This window comes from Streptomyces sp. NPDC016469, from assembly GCF_040632905.1.
GTDB lineage: Bacteria > Actinomycetota > Actinomycetes > Streptomycetales > Streptomycetaceae > Streptomyces.
In genome coordinates, this window is sequence record NZ_JBEYCQ010000006.1 from 253,681 (window position 1) to 270,395 (window position 16,715).

General features: G+C 69.8%; 16 protein-coding genes. 15 read left to right on the plus strand and 1 reads right to left on the minus strand.

All coding sequences use genetic code 11. From position 1 onward, the window contains the following. Positions 1–145 precede the first annotated feature (145 nt). On the plus strand, positions 146–1,633 hold the full coding sequence (locus ABZ565_RS09235; protein ID WP_361022515.1) for a DUF6801 domain-containing protein: 1,488 nt from the start codon (positions 146–148) through the stop codon (positions 1,631–1,633). Between the two features lie 80 nt (positions 1,634–1,713). Here ABZ565_RS09235 and ABZ565_RS09240 read toward each other — a convergent pair whose 3' ends face one another. Continuing rightward, positions 1,714–2,646, minus strand: coding sequence for a hypothetical protein (locus ABZ565_RS09240; protein ID WP_361022518.1), 933 nt, complete (start codon positions 2,644–2,646; stop codon positions 1,714–1,716). A 769-nt stretch (positions 2,647–3,415) separates the two neighbouring features. Here ABZ565_RS09240 and ABZ565_RS09245 point away from each other — a divergent pair. The 14 genes from ABZ565_RS09245 to ABZ565_RS09310 all read left to right on the plus strand — a co-directional run bounded on the left by ABZ565_RS09245 (position 3,416) and on the right by ABZ565_RS09310 (position 16,694). Further along, positions 3,416–4,411: an ATP-binding cassette domain-containing protein gene (locus tag ABZ565_RS09245; RefSeq protein WP_361022521.1), complete on the plus strand. Its 996-nt coding sequence runs from the start codon at positions 3,416–3,418 to the stop codon at positions 4,409–4,411. Further along, entirely contained in the window at positions 4,408–5,268 is an 861-nt protein-coding gene (locus ABZ565_RS09250; RefSeq protein WP_361022524.1) for an ABC transporter permease, read from the plus strand. Before ABZ565_RS09245 ends, ABZ565_RS09250 begins: the two co-directional genes overlap by 4 nt. Before the next feature lie 3 nt (positions 5,269–5,271). Further along, positions 5,272–6,075 (plus strand): ABC transporter permease, encoded by an 804-nt coding sequence (locus ABZ565_RS09255; RefSeq protein ID WP_360850431.1) that lies wholly within the window; start codon positions 5,272–5,274, stop codon positions 6,073–6,075. Beyond that, a complete protein-coding gene (locus ABZ565_RS09260) occupies positions 6,075–7,379 on the plus strand; it encodes an MCE family protein (protein ID WP_361022527.1) in 1,305 nt (434 codons plus the stop codon). Before ABZ565_RS09255 ends, ABZ565_RS09260 begins: the two co-directional genes overlap by 1 nt. Continuing rightward, on the plus strand, positions 7,376–8,407 hold the full coding sequence (locus ABZ565_RS09265; RefSeq protein WP_361022530.1) for an MCE family protein: 1,032 nt from the start codon (positions 7,376–7,378) through the stop codon (positions 8,405–8,407). The genes ABZ565_RS09260 and ABZ565_RS09265 overlap by 4 nt, the downstream gene beginning before the upstream one ends. Further along, the gene (locus ABZ565_RS09270; RefSeq protein WP_361022533.1) at positions 8,404–9,420 is read left to right on the plus strand and encodes an MCE family protein; all 1,017 of its coding nucleotides are present in this window, start codon (positions 8,404–8,406) and stop codon (positions 9,418–9,420) included. The genes ABZ565_RS09265 and ABZ565_RS09270 overlap by 4 nt, the downstream gene beginning before the upstream one ends. A gap of 1 nt (position 9,421) precedes the next feature. Beyond that, positions 9,422–10,561, plus strand: a complete 1,140-nt coding sequence (locus tag ABZ565_RS09275; RefSeq protein WP_361022536.1) for an MCE family protein — start codon at positions 9,422–9,424, stop codon at positions 10,559–10,561. Then, on the plus strand, positions 10,558–11,727 hold the full coding sequence (locus ABZ565_RS09280; RefSeq protein WP_361022538.1) for an MCE family protein: 1,170 nt from the start codon (positions 10,558–10,560) through the stop codon (positions 11,725–11,727). The genes ABZ565_RS09275 and ABZ565_RS09280 overlap by 4 nt, the downstream gene beginning before the upstream one ends. Next, a complete protein-coding gene (locus ABZ565_RS09285; RefSeq protein WP_361022541.1) occupies positions 11,727–12,989 on the plus strand; it encodes an MlaD family protein in 1,263 nt (420 codons plus the stop codon). The genes ABZ565_RS09280 and ABZ565_RS09285 overlap by 1 nt, the downstream gene beginning before the upstream one ends. Beyond that, entirely contained in the window at positions 12,986–13,507 is a 522-nt protein-coding gene (locus tag ABZ565_RS09290) for a hypothetical protein (protein WP_361022544.1), read from the plus strand. Before ABZ565_RS09285 ends, ABZ565_RS09290 begins: the two co-directional genes overlap by 4 nt. Then, positions 13,504–14,091 carry a hypothetical protein gene (locus tag ABZ565_RS09295; protein WP_361022547.1) on the plus strand — a complete coding sequence of 196 codons (588 nt, stop codon included), beginning with the start codon at positions 13,504–13,506 and terminating at the stop codon, positions 14,089–14,091. The genes ABZ565_RS09290 and ABZ565_RS09295 overlap by 4 nt, the downstream gene beginning before the upstream one ends. Before the next feature lie 75 nt (positions 14,092–14,166). After that, positions 14,167–14,697, plus strand: a complete 531-nt coding sequence (locus ABZ565_RS09300) for a hypothetical protein (protein WP_361022550.1) — start codon at positions 14,167–14,169, stop codon at positions 14,695–14,697. A gap of 34 nt (positions 14,698–14,731) precedes the next feature. Beyond that, positions 14,732–15,463, plus strand: a complete 732-nt coding sequence (locus ABZ565_RS09305) for a hypothetical protein (protein ID WP_361022552.1) — start codon at positions 14,732–14,734, stop codon at positions 15,461–15,463. A gap of 28 nt (positions 15,464–15,491) precedes the next feature. After that, complete coding sequence (locus tag ABZ565_RS09310; RefSeq protein WP_361022556.1) at positions 15,492–16,694, plus strand: lytic transglycosylase domain-containing protein; 1,203 nt, start codon at positions 15,492–15,494, stop codon at positions 16,692–16,694. The last annotated feature ends 21 nt before the right edge of the window (positions 16,695–16,715 follow it).

The following is a 16,715-nucleotide window of genomic DNA, read 5'->3' on the forward strand; positions in this document are numbered from 1 at the left end:
CCGCGGAGCCTCTTCGCGGCCGGCCCGGCCTTCGTGATACCGGCGCTCGCGGGCGGGCGCCACAGCAGTTGTACTACCGATCGCACCCGTGGAGGACAGGCCCGATATGCACACTCAGATACCCGTGGCCCGTGCGGGGCGTTCCGTGAGGGTCGCCTCCGTCGCCGGTCTCGCCCTGCTCGCAGGCCTGTTGTCCGGCGGAGGTTCGGCCGCCGACGAGAGCACCGGGCCGGCCGGCTTCTCAGCATCCTGTGGCGCCGAGGACGGCGACGCGGGCACCGTCACGGCAGCGGTCGGCGTCTCGGTGGACGTCCCGGCCACCGGTGAGGCCGGCCGGCCGGTACAGCCGGGGCCGGTGACGCTCACCGTCACCCTCTCGCGGGCGGATCTCGCCGGCCTCTTGCCGGAAGGCGCCGAGGCGTTCGTGAGCCGCGCGTCGCTCAAGGTGATGGTCGCCCAGAACGGCGACTCGGCAGAGGCCTCTTGGGAGCTGCACGCGCCGAGCACTCTCCTTCCCGCCGACGGTGACGTAGTGCTCGTCCACTCCGGTGATGTCCCCTACGTGACGCTGGGGTCTGCGGGCGACGTCGACTTCTCGGTCAAGGAATTGAAGATTGAGCTGCGGTCCGCCACGGCGGAGCCCGAGAAGACCACGCCGCCTCTCACCACCATGACGTGCCGACTGGACGAGGGCGAGGACGGACACCTCGCGACCACGCGTGTGACTGACGGCCCCGGTACCGGGCCGTCGGGCACCCCCGAGACGTTCCCCACTCCGGCAGGTGGCTCCGGCCGGGCGAAGGACAAGGACATCGCGGTCGAACCGACGGACGCTGAGGACGAAGCGGACCCCGACTACTGTCCGGTCGAACCGCCGGTGGGAGAGATGGACTCCAGCAAGGCACCACAACCCTCGCCAGGCCGTCCTGTCAATGTGATCGAGCTCCCGGGTGCTTTCATGTGTGCCAACGTGCTGGGTCTCGCCAATGTACAGAAGCTGAATGGGGCCATGGTCGTCAATGATCCCGATCACCCGGCGCTCATCTCTGTGCTGTCGACGAAGCGCATATCAAGCCGAGAGGCGGACGACTGGGAGGATCCGGAGGGCCGCGGACGCTACCTCCGCATCGACAACCTCGCGAACATCGATCTCCCGGACGCCGATTCCACCTTTCTCACCTTCGGCTTCCAGCCGGTGACGGCGAAGGTGTCCTTCGAAACCGGACCCATGACCATCTCCATAGGCAACATCGGTTACGACCTCGACGCCGCGTTCTCCACGGTCTACTTCAAGCAGTCCCTGCGCATCCACGACGTCAAAGTCAACGGCACGCCGTTGGACGTGGGAAACAATTGCAGGACGGTGAAGCCGTTCGAGGTCGTACTGAACGGCGGGTCAGCGTATACGAACGTGGCCCTGGGCGGACGCCTGGACGGCGAGGTCACCATCCCGCCCTTCTCCGGCTGCGGCACGGGCGGCGAGGACTTGAACCCGCTGTTCACCGCCGCGATCTCGGGCCCGGGCAACCGGATCTTCATGAACCAGGCTCCGACCTGCTATCCCGCTTTCCCCGAGAGCTCCTACTGCCCGCCCGCTCCGGCGGAACTGCCCGGCACGAAGCCCAAGTCGTAGCCCGCCGCCCGACTGCCTCATGCCGAAGGGGCCACCTCCGCGAGGGAGGTGGCCCCTTCGGGCTCCGGTCGCGAGGACGGCTACCGCGCCGCCGAGTGCCAGTACTGCGACATGACCTTGCCCGCGTTCGGGGCGATGTCACCCGGGGCGCCCATCGCCGCAACGTCGGTCTGCGCGTTGTTCAGGGTGACGCTGTTCTTGCCCGCGGCCGACGGCAGGCCCGTCTTGAGGTTGACCGCCCAGTTCAGCGAGCCGAGGAGGCCGCAGCCGTTGGTCCCGGGGACCGCGTACGTCGTGTCGGTCTGAGTGGCGCCCTGGAGGCTGAGCCGGCTCATCGGGCCGTTCGGATCCGGGGTTCCGTCACCGGCGAAGTTCTCGCTGGTGACGGCCGGCTGGCTCAGGTTCTGCGGTTTGAGCAGGATCGGGTCCGAGGAGGAGCCGATGTAGCACTTGTCGCCGAGGAGCGGGTTCTCCAGGTGGATGCGGACCGGGAGGGTGATGATCGGCTTGCCGGTGGTCGCGCCCGCCAGGAGCTGGAAGCCGGTCGGAGTGTTGACCGACTCGATGGTCGCCGTCACCCGGTTCAGCTTCACATCGGTGAGCGTGTTGCAGATGCCCGTGATCACGGGGATGTCGCTGGGGCACATCAGGCCGAGCAGGCCGCCCGGGACCTTCGCGGAGTCCGCGACGAGTGCTCCGTCCTTCGGGGAGACGACGGTCGAGACGGCGCCCGGGTGGTTGACCACGCCGATCTGGAGGTCGCTGGCGCCGAAGGGCACCACGGTGTTGCCCAGCTTGATGGAGCCGCTCGCCGAGTGCGAGGAGACGCAGATGGCGATGTCCGTCGCCCCGTCGGCCGCCAGCATGGCCGGGTCGTCCACCGGGCAGCGGCTGAAGGGCGCCCAGTCGCCGTTCAGCGTGGTGGCGGCAGTGGCCGACCCGATGGAGGCGACGGCGGCGAGAGCGGTGAAGGAGGCCAGCAGCCCCACACGTACCCGGTTCGAGGTTCTCATGTCTTCCCCTTGTTTCCGATGTGCGCAGCGAATTGAGCACGGAATGCGGAATGCGGGTGCCGGGACGCGTCGGACGGGGCCGGAACGAAATCCCATTCACCGAGCCGTGAGGTTACTGGCGGGAAACACCGGGACACAATCCCGCCGTATGAGAATCTATGAACGGGACCCGCATCTCCGTAAGGGATGAGTACGGGACCCGGCCTTCTTGTCACTTGGTGCGCAGGCCCTCGTGGGTGCCGCAGCGACTCCGGCCGGCCGGACATGCGGAATCCCGGCTGTCACTTGTGCATTCGAGCCGGTCCCGAGCGCTTCTCGATGCGCCGGCCGGCGTACGGGGCGCGTCGATCGACCCCGGAAGTTGTCACTCTGCGACAGTTTTTCCGGCCGACCTGCTCAGTCGATGAGAAATAACCAACCCCTTCACGCTCTCGCGCGAAAACTTGATGACCTGGTATTGCGGCCCAGGTTACTCACCCGTAGCGTCGCCTCCGTCAGCAACTCCTCCGGCGCGTCCGGAGATTGCTCACCCGTCGGCAGGGAGCCCGGACACGCGTCCGGCCCCCTGGGCCGCGGGGTTCCGGCCTGCACCGACGGACGGCAGTGCGCAGTACTTCACAAGATCGGAACCGGAATTTGTCATCCGATGACAAACGGTCCGGATCTTTGCGAACGGGCTGCTCAAGGGCTTGTCCTGGCGGTGCCGGTGAACTTAACGTGCGCCCCTCAGCGCATTTCTGTCACTTCGTGAGCGCACGCAGGAGGTGGGATGGGAATCGAAGTAGTGGTCGAAGGACTCACCAAGTCTTTCGGCAAGCAGAACATCTGGCAGGATGTGTCGCTCACGCTTCCCGCAGGCGAGGTCAGTGTCATGCTCGGCCCGTCCGGGACGGGGAAGACAGTGTTCCTCAAATCCATCATCGGCCTCCTCAAACCTGAGCGCGGGCGCGTTCTCGTCAATGGCGTCGACATGGTGAACGGCTCCGAGCGGGACATCATGGAGACCCGCAAGCTCTTCGGTCTCATGTTCCAGGACGGCGCCCTTTTCGGGTCGATGTCGCTTTTCGACAACATCGCGTTCCCGCTCCGGGAGCACACCCGCAAGAAGGAATCCGAGATCCGCCGCATCGTCATGGAGCGGATCGACGTCGTGGGCCTCCTGGGCGCGGAGAACAAGCTCCCCGGTGAGATATCCGGCGGCATGCGCAAGCGCGCCGGCCTCGCCCGCGCCCTCGTCCTGGACCCCCAGATCATCCTCTGCGACGAACCGGACTCCGGCCTCGACCCGGTCCGCACCGCGTACATCTCCCAGCTCCTCGTCGACCTCAACGCGCAGATCGACGCGACGATGCTCATCGTCACCCACAACCTCGACATCGCCTCCACCGTGCCGGACAACATGGGGATGCTGTTCTGCCGCAACCTCGTCACCTTCGGGCCGCGCGAGGTCCTGCTCACCAGCGACCTGCCCGTCGTCAACCAGTTCCTCGCCGGCCGCTGCGAGGGGCCCATCGGCATGTCCGAGGAGAAGGACGCCGCCACCCTCGCCGCCGAGGAGCTCAACGGCTACGGCCAGGGCATCAGCTCGGCCAACGCCCCGCGCACCGTCGTCCCCCAACTGGAGCCCACGCCCGGCCTGCCGGTGCGCCAGGGCGCCCTGCGCCGCCGGGAACGCGTCATGTCGATGCTGGGCGAGCTGCCGGAGGCCGCCCGTACCGCCATCCTCAACAGCTACAGCCCCGCCATGGGCGGTGGACGCCGGTGACCGCCCCCATGCCCGTACGGCCCCCCGACGAACCGGAGCCGGTGGACCGGGCCCCGGAGCTCGCGAAGACTCCCGAGGCCCCGCGCCCCAGCAAGCTCGCCGCGCCGTTGCGCGAGACCGGGCGGCTGTTCGCGCTGGCCGGCACGGTGACCCGGGAGACCTTCCGACGGCCTTTCCAGGTCCGGGAGTTCATCGAGCAGTTCTGGTTCGTCGCCAGCGTGACCATCCTGCCCGCCGCCCTCGTGTCCATCCCGTTCGGCGCGGTCATCGCCCTCCAGGTCGGCTCGCTCACCCAGCAGCTCGGCGCCCAGTCCTTCACCGGCGGCGCCAGCGTCCTCGCCGTGATCCAGCAGGCCAGCCCGATCATCGTGGCCCTGCTGGTCTCCGGGGCCGCCGGGTCCGCGATCTGCGCCGACCTCGGCTCGCGGAAGATCCGCGAGGAGCTGGACGCCATGGAGGTCATGGGCGTCTCTCCCGTGCAGCGCCTGGTCGTCCCGCGCGTGCTCGCCACCATGCTCGTCGCCGTCCTGCTCAACGGCCTGGTCTCTGTCGTCGGAACCCTCGGCGGCTACTTCTTCAACGTGATTCTGCAGCACGGCACCCCGGGCGCGTACCTCTCCAGCTTCTCCGCCCTCGCCCAGCTGCCCGACCTCTACGTCAGCGAGGTCAAGGCGCTGATCTTCGGCTTCATCGCCGGGATCGTCGCCGCCTACCGCGGCCTCAACCCGCGCGGCGGCCCGAAGGGGGTGGGCGACGCGGTCAACCAGTCCGTGGTCATCACCTTCATGCTGCTGTTCTTCGTGAACATGGTCCTCACGGCGATCTACCTGCAGATCGTCCCCGCGAAGGGGAGCTGACCCATGTCAATGCTCGGCTGGCTCGACAGATCCGGTGACCAACTCACCTTCTACGTACGGGCACTGATCTGGATTCCGCGCACCCTGCGCCGCTACCTCAAGGAGGTCCAGCGGCTCCTGGCCGAGGTCGCCTTCGGCAGCGGCGGCCTCGGGGTCGTCGGCGGCACCATCGGCGTCATGATCGCCATGACCCTGGCCACCGGCACGGTCGTCGGGCTCCAGGGATACGCGGCCCTCAACCAGATCGGCACCGCCGCGTTCACCGGCTTCATCTCCGCGTACTTCAACACCCGCGAGATCGCCCCGCTCGTCGCCGGACTCGCCCTCTCCGCGACCGTCGGCGCCGGCTTCACCGCGCAGCTCGGCGCCATGCGCATCAACGAGGAGGTCGACGGCCTCGAATCGATGGGCGTGCGCTCGATGCCCTACCTCGTCACCACGCGCATCATCGCCGGGGTCGTCGCGATCATCCCGCTCTACGCGATCGGGCTGCTCTCCTCGTACGTCGCCTCCCGCTACGTCACCGTCCTGTTCAACGGACAGTCGGCGGGCACGTACGACCACTACTTCAACCTCTTCCTGTCCCCGACCGACGTGCTCCTGTCGGTGCTCAAGGTGCTGATCTTCAGCGTGATGGTGATCCTCGCCCACTGCTACTACGGCTTCCACGCCACCGGCGGGCCCGCCGGGGTCGGGGTGGCCGTCGGCCGGTCCGTACGGAACGCGATCGTGCTGATCAGCGTCACCGACTTCTTCCTCTCGCTCGCCATCTGGGGCGCCACGACGACGGTGAAGGTGGCCGGCTGATGACCTCACGCGCCGCCCGGGCCACCGCCCGCAGAACCGCCGGAGTCGCCCTCTTCCTGGTGCCCGCCGTCCTCATCTGGGTCTCCGTCTCGGTGTACGAGAAGGACTTCACGCACGACGCGACCGTCACCGTACGCACATCGAGCGTCGGCAACGAGATGCACGAGAACGCCGACGTGAAGCTGCGCGGTGTGGTCGTCGGCCAGGTCCGAGACATCGCCGCCGACGGCGACGGGGCCCGGCTCACCCTCGCGATCGAGCCCGACAAGCTGGACCGCATCCCGGCCGACGTCTCCGCCCAGATGCTGCCCACCACCCTCTTCGGGGAACGGTTCGTCGCCCTCGTACCGCCCCCCGTGCCCTCCACGAAGACGCTCGGCGCCGGCGACGTCATCCCGCAGGACCGGTCCAGCAACGCCATCGAGCTGGAACAGGTCCTCGACAACGTCCTGCCGCTGCTCACCGCCGTGAAGCCGGAGAAGCTGTCCGCCACCCTCAACGCGGTCTCCACCGCACTCCGGGGCCGGGGCGAGAAGCTCGGCGACACCCTGGTGAAGCTCGACGCCCACCTGATGCGGTTCAACCCGCAACTCCCCACGCTCAACGAGGACATCAAGGAACTCGTCAAGGTGAGCCGGCTCTACGCCGACTCCGCCCCCGACGTCCTGGACGCCCTCACCGACTTCACCACCACCAGCGGCACCCTCGCCGAACAGCAGGCGAACCTCGCGAACGTGTACGGCTCCACCACCGCGTCCGCCCGCGATGTCACCGCCTTCCTCCAGCGGAACAAGGACAACCTCATCCGGCTCGCCGCCAGCGGCAGGCCCACCCTGGAGACCCTGGCGAAGTACTCCTCGGAGTTCCCCTGCACCCTGCGCACCGTGGCCAACTTCGTGCCGGCCATGGACAAGGCGCTCGGCAAGGGCACCGACCAGCCCGGCCTGCACGTGACCCTCAAGACCGTGCCGTCCAAGGGGAAGTACGTCGCCGGCAAGGACACCCCGGTCTACAACGCCACCGGCGGACCGCACTGCTACTCCATCCCGTACGTCGGCCAGACCGTGCCCACGGCCGACGCCAGGACCGCCGCCGACACCCCCGGGGCGGACCCGGAGCCGGCCACGCCGGTCGAGGTCCCCGCGGCCGACCCGTCGCTCGGCATGCCCAACTCGCCGCAGGAGAGCCGCCTCGTCAACGAGCTGGTCGCTCCCTCACTGAAAGTCCGGCCGCAGGCCCTGCCCGAGTGGAGCAGCGTGCTCATCGGCCCGGCCTTCCGCGGTGTGGAGGTGAAGCTCAAGTGAAGCGCCGTTCCCTCGCGGGACCGCTCGCGAAATCGATCGTGTTCATCGTGGTGACGAGCCTGGCCACCACGGTCCTGGCCCTGTCCATCGCCAACTCCGGTGTGGGCGAGACCCGTTCGTACAAGGCCCGGTTCACCGACGCCACCGGACTCATCGTCGGGGACAGTGTCCGCGTCGCCGGAGTCAAGGTCGGCCAGGTCGAGTCGGTGAAGGTCGCCGACCGCCGGGTCGCCGAGGTCTCCTTCAGCGTCCGCAGGAGCAAGAAGCTCCCGGCCTCCGTGACCGCGTCGATCAAGTACCTCAACATGGTCGGCCAGCGCTACATCGACCTGGACCAGGGCGCGGGCCCCGTCGGCGAGAGCTTCGCCCCGGGTGCCACCATCCCGCTGTCGCGGACCACTCCGGCGCTCGACCTCACCCAGCTCTTCAACGGCTTCCAGCCCCTCTTCGAAGGGCTCTCGCCGCCCGACGTCAACGAGCTGGCCGGCTCCATCGTCCAGGTGCTCCAGGGCGAGGGCGGCACCGTCGACTCCATCCTCCAGCACGTCGGCTCGCTGACCGGCACGGTCGCCGCCAAGGACAAGGTGATCGGTGAGGTGATCAAGAACCTCAACTCGGTCCTGAAGACCGTCAACGACCGGGAAGCAGGCTTCAACGACCTGGTCGACACGCTCCAGGCTCTCGTCACCGGCTTCGCCGGGGACCGCAAGCCCCTCGGCGAGGCCGTCACCGCGATGGGCGCGCTCACCACGGTCACCGCGGACCTCTTCGAGGACGGCCGCAAGCCCCTCAAGGACGACATCAAGCAGCTCGGCCGGCTCTCCGGGAACCTGGCCGACAACACGCCGGAGATCGAGAACTTCCTGCGGAAGACCCCGGCCAAGATGGAGGCCATCAGCCGCCTCACCTCGTACGGCTCCTGGCTCAACCTCTACCTCTGCGAGGCCAGGATCAGCGGCGTGACGACGAGCGACGGCAGCACCCCGCCGACCGGCATCGAGATCACCCAGCCGAGGTGCCTGTCATGATCAAGCCGATACGCCACCGCAACCCCGTCGCCGTCGGCATCGTGGGCCTGCTCCTGCTCGCCCTCCTCGGCTTCGGCGCCTACCGGGCCGACTCGCTCCCCTTCATCGGCGGCGGCACCACCTACAGCGCCGACTTCACCGAGTCCGCCGGACTCGGTGAGGGCGACGAGGTCCGCATCGCCGGCGTCAAGGTCGGCAAGGTCACCGGCGTCTCCCTGGACGGCGCCAAGGTGAAGGTCACCTTCAAGGTCAAGGACGCCTGGATCGGCAACGCCAGCACCGTCGGCATCGCCATCAAGACGCTCCTCGGCGAGAAGTACCTCGCCGTCGACCCGCTCGGCGACTCCCCGCAGGACCCGGACGAGCGCATCACGGCCTCCCGCACCACATCCCCGTACGACGTCACACAGGCGTTCAACGGACTGGGCGAGACCATCGGCGAAATCGACACCGAGCAGCTCGCCAAGAGCTTCGAGACGATCTCCGCCACCTTCAAGGACTCCCCGCCCGACGTGAAGAGCGCCGCCAAGGGGCTCTCCGCGCTGTCGAAGACCGTCTCCGAACGCGACGCCCAGCTGGCCACCCTGCTCAAGGGCAGCAAGCAGCTCACCAAGACCCTCGCCAACAAGAAGAGCGGCTTCGAAACCCTCCTGGACGACGGCAACCTGCTCCTCGGCGAGATACAGGCCCGCCGCGACTCCATCCACCTGCTGCTCACCGGCACCCGCGACCTGGGCACCCAGCTCACCGGTCTCGTCTCCGACAACAACAAGCAGCTGAAGCCGACCCTCAAGGCCCTCGGCTGGGTCACCGCGGTGCTCAAGAAGAACCGCAAGAGCCTCGACCAGGTGCTCGCGCTCGCCGGCTCCTACAACCGGCTCGTCGGCAACACCCTCGGCAACGGCCGCTGGTTCGACAACTACGTCTGCGGGGTCGTCCCGAAGAACTACCTGCCCGCGAACACACCCCCGGCGACCGGCTGCATGCCTCCGAAGCAGGAAGGCGGGCACTGAGATGAGACTCACCCGCGTCATCGGCATCGGCGCCGGCCTCGTCGTCGTGGCCGTCGCCGCCACCTCCGGGGTCTCGGCCCTGGAGGAGCAGGGCGGCACGACCGTCACCGCGTACTTCGACCGGGTCACCGGTGTCTACGCCGGGTCCGACCTGCGCATACTCGGCGTGCGCGTCGGCCGCGTCGAGTCCGTGGAGCCGCGCGGCAAGGACGTCAAGGTCGTCCTGCACATCGACAAGGGCATCAAGGTCCCCAAGGGCGCCCACGCCGTCGTCGTCGCGCCCAGCCTGGTCGCCGACCGGTACGTCCAGCTCGCCCCCGCCTACACCGGGGGAGCAGCCATGGAGGACGGCGCCCAGCTCCCCGCCGCCGACAACGCGGTCCCGGTCGAGGTCGACCAGCTCTACGCCTCCATCACCGAGCTCTCCACCGCGCTCGGCCCCGACGGGGCGAACGCCGAGGGGGCCTTCGCCGGTCTCCTGGACACCGGGGCCAAGAACCTCAAGGGCAACGGCAAGGACATCGGCGACTCCATCGAGCAGTTCGGCAAAGCCACCAAGACCCTGGACAAGTCGAGCGGCAACCTCTTCGACACGCTGTCCTACCTCCAGACCTTCACCACCATGCTGAAGGACAACGACGGCAACGTCCGCGCCGCCGAGGAGCAGCTGAACTCCGTCACCGGCTTCCTCGCCGACGACAAGAAGAACCTCGGCGCCGCACTCAAGGAACTCGGCACCGCACTCGGCCAGGTGAAGACCTTCATCAAGGACAACCGGGGCGAGCTCAAGAAGAACGTGGACGCCCTCGTGCCGATCACCCAGGCCCTCGTCGACCAACGCGCCTCGCTGGCCGAATCGATGGACGTCCTGCCGCTCTCGGCGGGCAACGTCCTCAACGCGTACGACCCCGAGCACCGCACGCTCAACGGCCGGACCAACCTCAACGAGCTCAGCATGGGCGGCCCGCTCCTCGAACCCACCCTCGCCCTCCAGGGGCTCTCCCCGGTGGACGCCGAACGGCAGAAGGCCCTGCCCGCGCTGCCGCTCCCGGCCGTGGGCACGGTCTACGGCACCCCGAAGGACGCCGGAGACGCCAAGGGCGGCGAGGACGCCACGGACACGAAGGGGGCGAACCGATGAACCGGAGACCGCGCAGACCCGCGGCCCTCGGGACCACGGGCGGACCGGCACTCGTCGCGCTCGGCCTGTGCTGCACCCTGTTCGTCACCGGATGCGGAGCCCCGCACTTCTCCGGCATCGAGGACCTTCCGCTGCCCGGCGGGGCCGACCTCGGCGACGACCCGTACGAGATCACCGCGGACTTCGGGGACGTGCTCAGCCTGTCCCCGCAGTCCTCGGTCAAGGTCAACGACGTCCCCGTCGGCCGGGTCACCAAGATCTCGCTGGCGCCCGACGGCTGGCAGGCCCGGGTCACCATGAAGGTCAACGGGAAGATCGACCTGCCCGCCAACGCCTACGCCCATCTGGAACAGTCCAGCCTGCTCGGCGAGAAGTACATCCAGCTCACGCCGCCCGCCAAGGGCAAGGAGCAGGGCACCCTCGCCGACGGCGACCGCATCCCGCTCACCCGTACCAACCGCAACCCCGAGGTCGAAGAGGTCTTCGGCGCCCTGTCCCTGCTCCTCAACGGCGGCGGCGTCCAGCAGCTCAAGACCATCACCACCGAGCTCAACAAGGCCCTGAGCGGGCGAGAACCCCAGGTCAAGTCCATGCTCCACCGGGTCGACAAGCTCGTCACCAACCTGGACGACCACCGCGGCGACATCACCGCCGCGCTCGACGGCGTCAACCGGCTCTCCAGCACCCTCGCCGGCCGCAAACAGCAGGTCGGCACCGTCCTCACCAAGCTCAGCCCCGGCATGAAGGTCCTGGAGAAGCAGCGCGGCTCGCTCATGACGATGCTCCGCTCCCTGGACACCCTCTCCGACGTCGCCGTCACCACCATCAACCGGAGCAAGGCGGACACCATCGCCGACCTCAAGGCCCTCGCCCCCACCCTGCGCGCCCTCGCCGACTCCGGCAACGACCTGCCCGACTCCCTCCAGGTGCTGCTCACCTACCCGTTCACCGACGAGGTGCTGCGCGGGGTGAAGGGCGACTACCTCAACGTGTACCTGGACCTGACGGCCGAACCCGGCACCCGGATCATCCCCGCCTACGACCCCGACGCGGAGACCCCGCCCGTTCCGCCCCAGGCGGTCGCCGGCGCCGGACTGCCACTGCCCCTTCCCGCGACGTCGGCGCCGACGACGAGCCGGCCCACGGACCCGAAGGGAAGCAACTGATGATCACCCTCGCCACCCGGCTCAAGAACATCGCCTTCCTCATCATCTCCGTCCTGGTGCTCGGCTACCTCGGCGTGCGCTACGCCGACCTCGGCCATTACGTCGGCATGCGCGACTACTACACCGTCAACATGCAACTCCCGCGCACCGGCGGTCTCTTCACCCACTCCAACATCACCTACCGAGGGGTGTCGGTCGGCCGGGTCGGCGCCATCGAACTCACCGACGACGGCGTCGAGGCCGAGCTGCGGATCAACAAGTCCGCACCCCGCATCCCCGACGACCTCAAGGCGGTTGTGGCCAACCTCTCCGCCGTCGGCGAGCAGTACGTCGACCTGCGGCCGACCCGCACCGAGGGCCCCTACCTCGCGAACGGCTCGGTCATCGACGAGGCGGAGACCACCGTCCCGGCGCCCGTGACCAACGTCCTCACCAGCGTCAACGACCTCACCTCCTCGGTCGACCTGGAGTCCCTGCGCACGGTCGTGGACGAGTTCGGCACCGCGTTCAGCGGGCGTGGCGACGACCTCCAGGTCCTCCTGGACACCGGCAGCGAGTTCGTGGACGCCGCCGACGACGCGCTGCCCGTCAACACCAGACTGATGGAGGACGGCAGGACCGTGCTGCGCACCCAGGTCGAACAGGGCGAAGCGCTCAAGGGGTTCGCTTCCGGCGCCAAGGAACTGGCCGCCCAGCTCAAGGGGTCCGACACCGATCTGCGCAAGCTGATCGCCGCCGCCCCCGACGCGACGAACCAGATCAGCGGCCTGCTCCGGGACGTCGAACCCAGCTTCGGGGTCGTCGTCGCCAACCTCCTCACCACCTCCGACGTCGCCGTCACCCGCCAGCGCGGCCTGGAGGAACTGCTCGTGAAGCTGCCCGCCGTCACGGCCGCCGGAGCCAGCGCGGTGGACGAGGACGGCGCCCGGTTCGGCATGTCGGTCACCTTCTTCGAGCCGCTGCCCTGCACCGCCGGCTACGAGGGCACGACCTACCGCAACGGCCTCGACCTCTCACCCGCCCCCGCCCTCAACACCAAGGCCCGCTGCACCGCCTCGCCCGGCACCGGCGTCGACGTCCGGGGCAGCGCCAACGCCCCGACGGGCGGCCCGCTGCCCGAACCGGCGACGGCCGGCGCGCTGACCCTCGGGGCCACCGCGGACGAACGGCTGCCCGGAGCGCTCGGCGCCGTGACCGAAGCGGCACCGGAGGCCCGGGGCATGGCCGGGCTGCTCGGCCTGGGACAGGAGGACGGCGAGTGAACCCCCGTACGCGAAGCCTCGGCGGCTGGGCCCTCCTCCTGATCGCCGCCCTCGTCTGCGCGCTGGGCGGCTGGTCGTACGCCCAGGCGCGCGGCGACGGCGACCTGGCCTATGCCAAGAGCCGCGACGCCGCCCTCGCGGACGGGCGGCAGGCCCTGGCCCGGCTCAACACCCTGGACGGCAAGGACGCGACGAGCGTGGACGCGGGCCTCGCCGGCTGGCTGGGGTCCGCCACGGGCCCGCTGTACGACCAGCTGAAGCGGACCCGGAAGAAGGACGCCGCCGACCTCGAGAGGTCCGGCGCCACCGCGCGCGGCAAGGTCACCGACGCCGCGCTCACGGAGCTGGACGAGCGGACCGGCACCGCGCTGATGATCGCGACCGTCGACGTCGAGGTCACCCCGCGCACCGGCAAGGCCGGCACCGAACGCAAACGCTTCGAGGCCACGCTCGCCCGGACCGGGGACGGCTGGAAGATCAAGGCGCTCACGGCGCTCGGCATAGGGAGCGGCGCATGAGCACGAACGCGGACGTCGAGGAGAAGCCGGAGACCGCGGCCGTCGAGCCGCCCGAGGACACCGACGACACCGGCACCCGCCCGGCCCGCCGGTGGCCGCGCGTCCTCGCCGGTGTCCTGGCCGTCGCCCTGCTCGCCGCCGGGGTCGTGATGTACGTGGCGGGGAGGCAGCTGCGGGACACGCCCGCCACGTCCAACCGGGCGCTCACCGACAGCGCGGCGACCGCCCAGGTGGCCGGCGAGGTCACCAACGCCCTCGACAAGGTCTTCTCGTACAGCCCCGAAGGCACCGCCGCCACCAAGGCGTCCGCGCAGAAGCTGCTCGCGGGCAAGGCGCTCCAGCAGTACGCGGCGCTGTTCGGCCAGGTCGAGAAGCAGTCGGCCGACCAGAAGCTCACGCTCACCACCCATGTCGTGCGCGCCGGGGTGACCCGGCTCACGCCCGACAGCGCGCACCTGCTCGTCTTCCTCGACCAGGTCTACGAGCGCGAGGGCAAGGCGGCGAGCAAGGCGGCCGCACAGCTCTCGGTCACGGCCCAACTGCGCGAAGGGCACTGGACGATCGTGGAGATCACCTCCCGGTAGCCCGCGGAAAGCACCACCGCACCACGGAGCACGGACAGCACAGCACGGCGGGACCGCCGGCAGGGAGAGGCAGCGATGGCACGGGTAGCGATGACGAGGAATCCGCTGGTGGCGGCGGCGATCGTGCTGACGGTCGCGGCGGCCGGCGCCGCGGGCTGGGGCGGGGTGTCCCGGTACCAGGCGGGGCACGACAGCTCGGCTGCGTACGCCCAGACCCGCGACGAGGTCCTGGCGGCGGGGGAGCAGGCCGTGCAGAACATGAACACACTCGACCACGCGCAGCTGGAGAAGGGGCTCGACAGCTGGGAGGACTCCACCACCGGGGACCTGCACCAGCAACTGGTCGAAGGACGGGGCGGGTTCGAGAAGCAGATCCAGGAGGCGAAGACCGTCAGCACCGCGAAGGTGCTGGCCGGCGCGGTCACCGAGCTGGACGACCGGGCCGGGAAGGCCGGGGTCATGGTGGCGCTCCGGGTGACCGTGACCGCGCCGAAGGGCAAGCCCGCGGTGAAGGAGAGCCGGATGCTCGGCCAGCTCACCCGCACCTCCGACGGGTGGAAGCTCAGCGCCCTCGGCCAGGCGCCCGTCGGCAACACCGCCGGCTGACACCCCCGCCCCCCGCACCGAGAGGAACCCGGACATGTCGACCACCCGTCACCTGGTCAACCGTCAGCGCCGCCTGGCCACCGTCGCCGCCGCCGAACGCGCCGCGACGGCCGCCCCGCCCCGCCCCCGCACCGGGCGAGGCCCGGACCCGGAGAAGCCCGACGCCACGCGGGACACGGTGGTCCCGGAGGGCGAGACGGACGAAGAGGACGAAGAGGAGGGCGAGCCGGAGACCAGGAAGGCCACCGCCCGGCGCCGGCCGCGCCTGCCCGCCGTCCTCTGTGTCCTCACCCTGCTCCTCGGCGCCGTGGCCGCCTGGGCGTTCACCTCGGCGGCGAGCCTGCGCGACGATCCCAGCCGGCAGAACACGGCCCTGACCGACATCAGCCGCACCAGCGAGGTGAAGGGCCAGATCACCGAGGCCGTCGGCGCGGTCTTCTCGTACGACTACGCCTCACCCGCCAAGTCCGAAGCGGCGGTGACGAAGTACCTGACGGGCAAGGCGGTCCAGCAGCACGAGGACATGCTCGCCGAGGTCCGGGCACAGGCGCCGAAGCAGAAGCTGGTCCTCACCACGACCGTCACCGACAGCGGCGTGGAGATGCTCGACGGCGACCGGGCCCGGCTGCTGATCTACGCCGACCAGCGCAACACCCGTACCGGCAAGTCCGAGGAGACCACGTACGCGGCGGCCATGTTCAGCGTGGACGCCGTCCGCAAGGGCGGCAGCTGGCGGATCTCCGCGATCGACACGTTCACCCGGTGACCCAGGCGACCCACCAAGGAGAGCACGCATGAGGTTCAACGGCACCATGCGCCGAGGACTCGGCAGCACCGCCGCGGCCGTCGCCGCGATGGCCGCGCTCACGGCGTCCCAGGCACCCCAGCTCGTCGCGCACGAGGGCACCCCGAAGCACCGTCAGAAGACGGACGACGTCGTCTGGTCGGAGGTCCCCAACGACGACTCGTACCACACCGAACTCCCGCCGCTGAAGAGCCCGAAGCCGCCGAAGAAGGGCGAGAAGCAGAGCCCCGCGGCCAGGCAGTCGTGGGCCGAGGCGGGCATCCCGGCCACCGTGCTCGCCGCCTACCGCAAGGCGGAGGCGACGACGCGGCGCAGCGACCCCGGCTGCCGGCTGCCCTGGCAATTACTGGCGGCGATCGGCAAGGTCGAGTCCGGGCACGCGGCCGGCGGCCGGGTCGACAAGAAGGGCACGACCGTCTCGCCGATCCTCGGTCCGGTCCTCAACGGCGCCGGATTCGCCAACATCGCGGACACCGACGGCGGCGCCTACGACGGGGACCCGACGTACGACCGGGCGGTCGGCCCGATGCAGTTCATCCCCTCGACGTGGGCGCACTGGGGCCGTGACGGCAACGGCGACGGGCGCCGGGACCCGAACAACGTGTACGACGCGGCGCTCGCGGCCGGGGCCTACCTGTGCGCGGGGACGCGCGATCTGTCGATCCCCTCCGACATGAACCGGGCGGTCCTCAGCTACAACCACTCGGAGACGTATCTGCGTACGGTGCTCTCCTGGTACGAGTTCTACCGCAAGGGCATCCACCCGGTCACCGACGGCATCGGACCGATCCCCAGGAGCCCCGGCGCCGGCAGTCCCGGCAAGCCCGAGCACCCCGTGGGCAGGTCCGGAACCGATGACGGCGGTGGCATCGAGGTCGGCCCGCAGCCCACTCCCAGCACCCGCCCGACCGCACCCGGCACCCACGACCCCGGCCCGGGCACCACGCCCGACCCCGACCCGACGGACACCACCGGTCCCTCGCCCGACCCCACGGACACCGGCTCCGCCACCCCGGACCCGAGCACCACCCCGGACCCCGGCCCGACCACCACGAAGCCGGACCCGGGCTGCACGGCCACCCCGACGCCCGACCCGACCGACACCACCGAGCCCACCGGTTCCCCCTCGCCCGGCCCCACGGAGACCGCGGCCCCCTGCACCACCCCCACCCTGCCGCCCACGGCGGACTGATACCCGGGCGGCGGCCGGGTG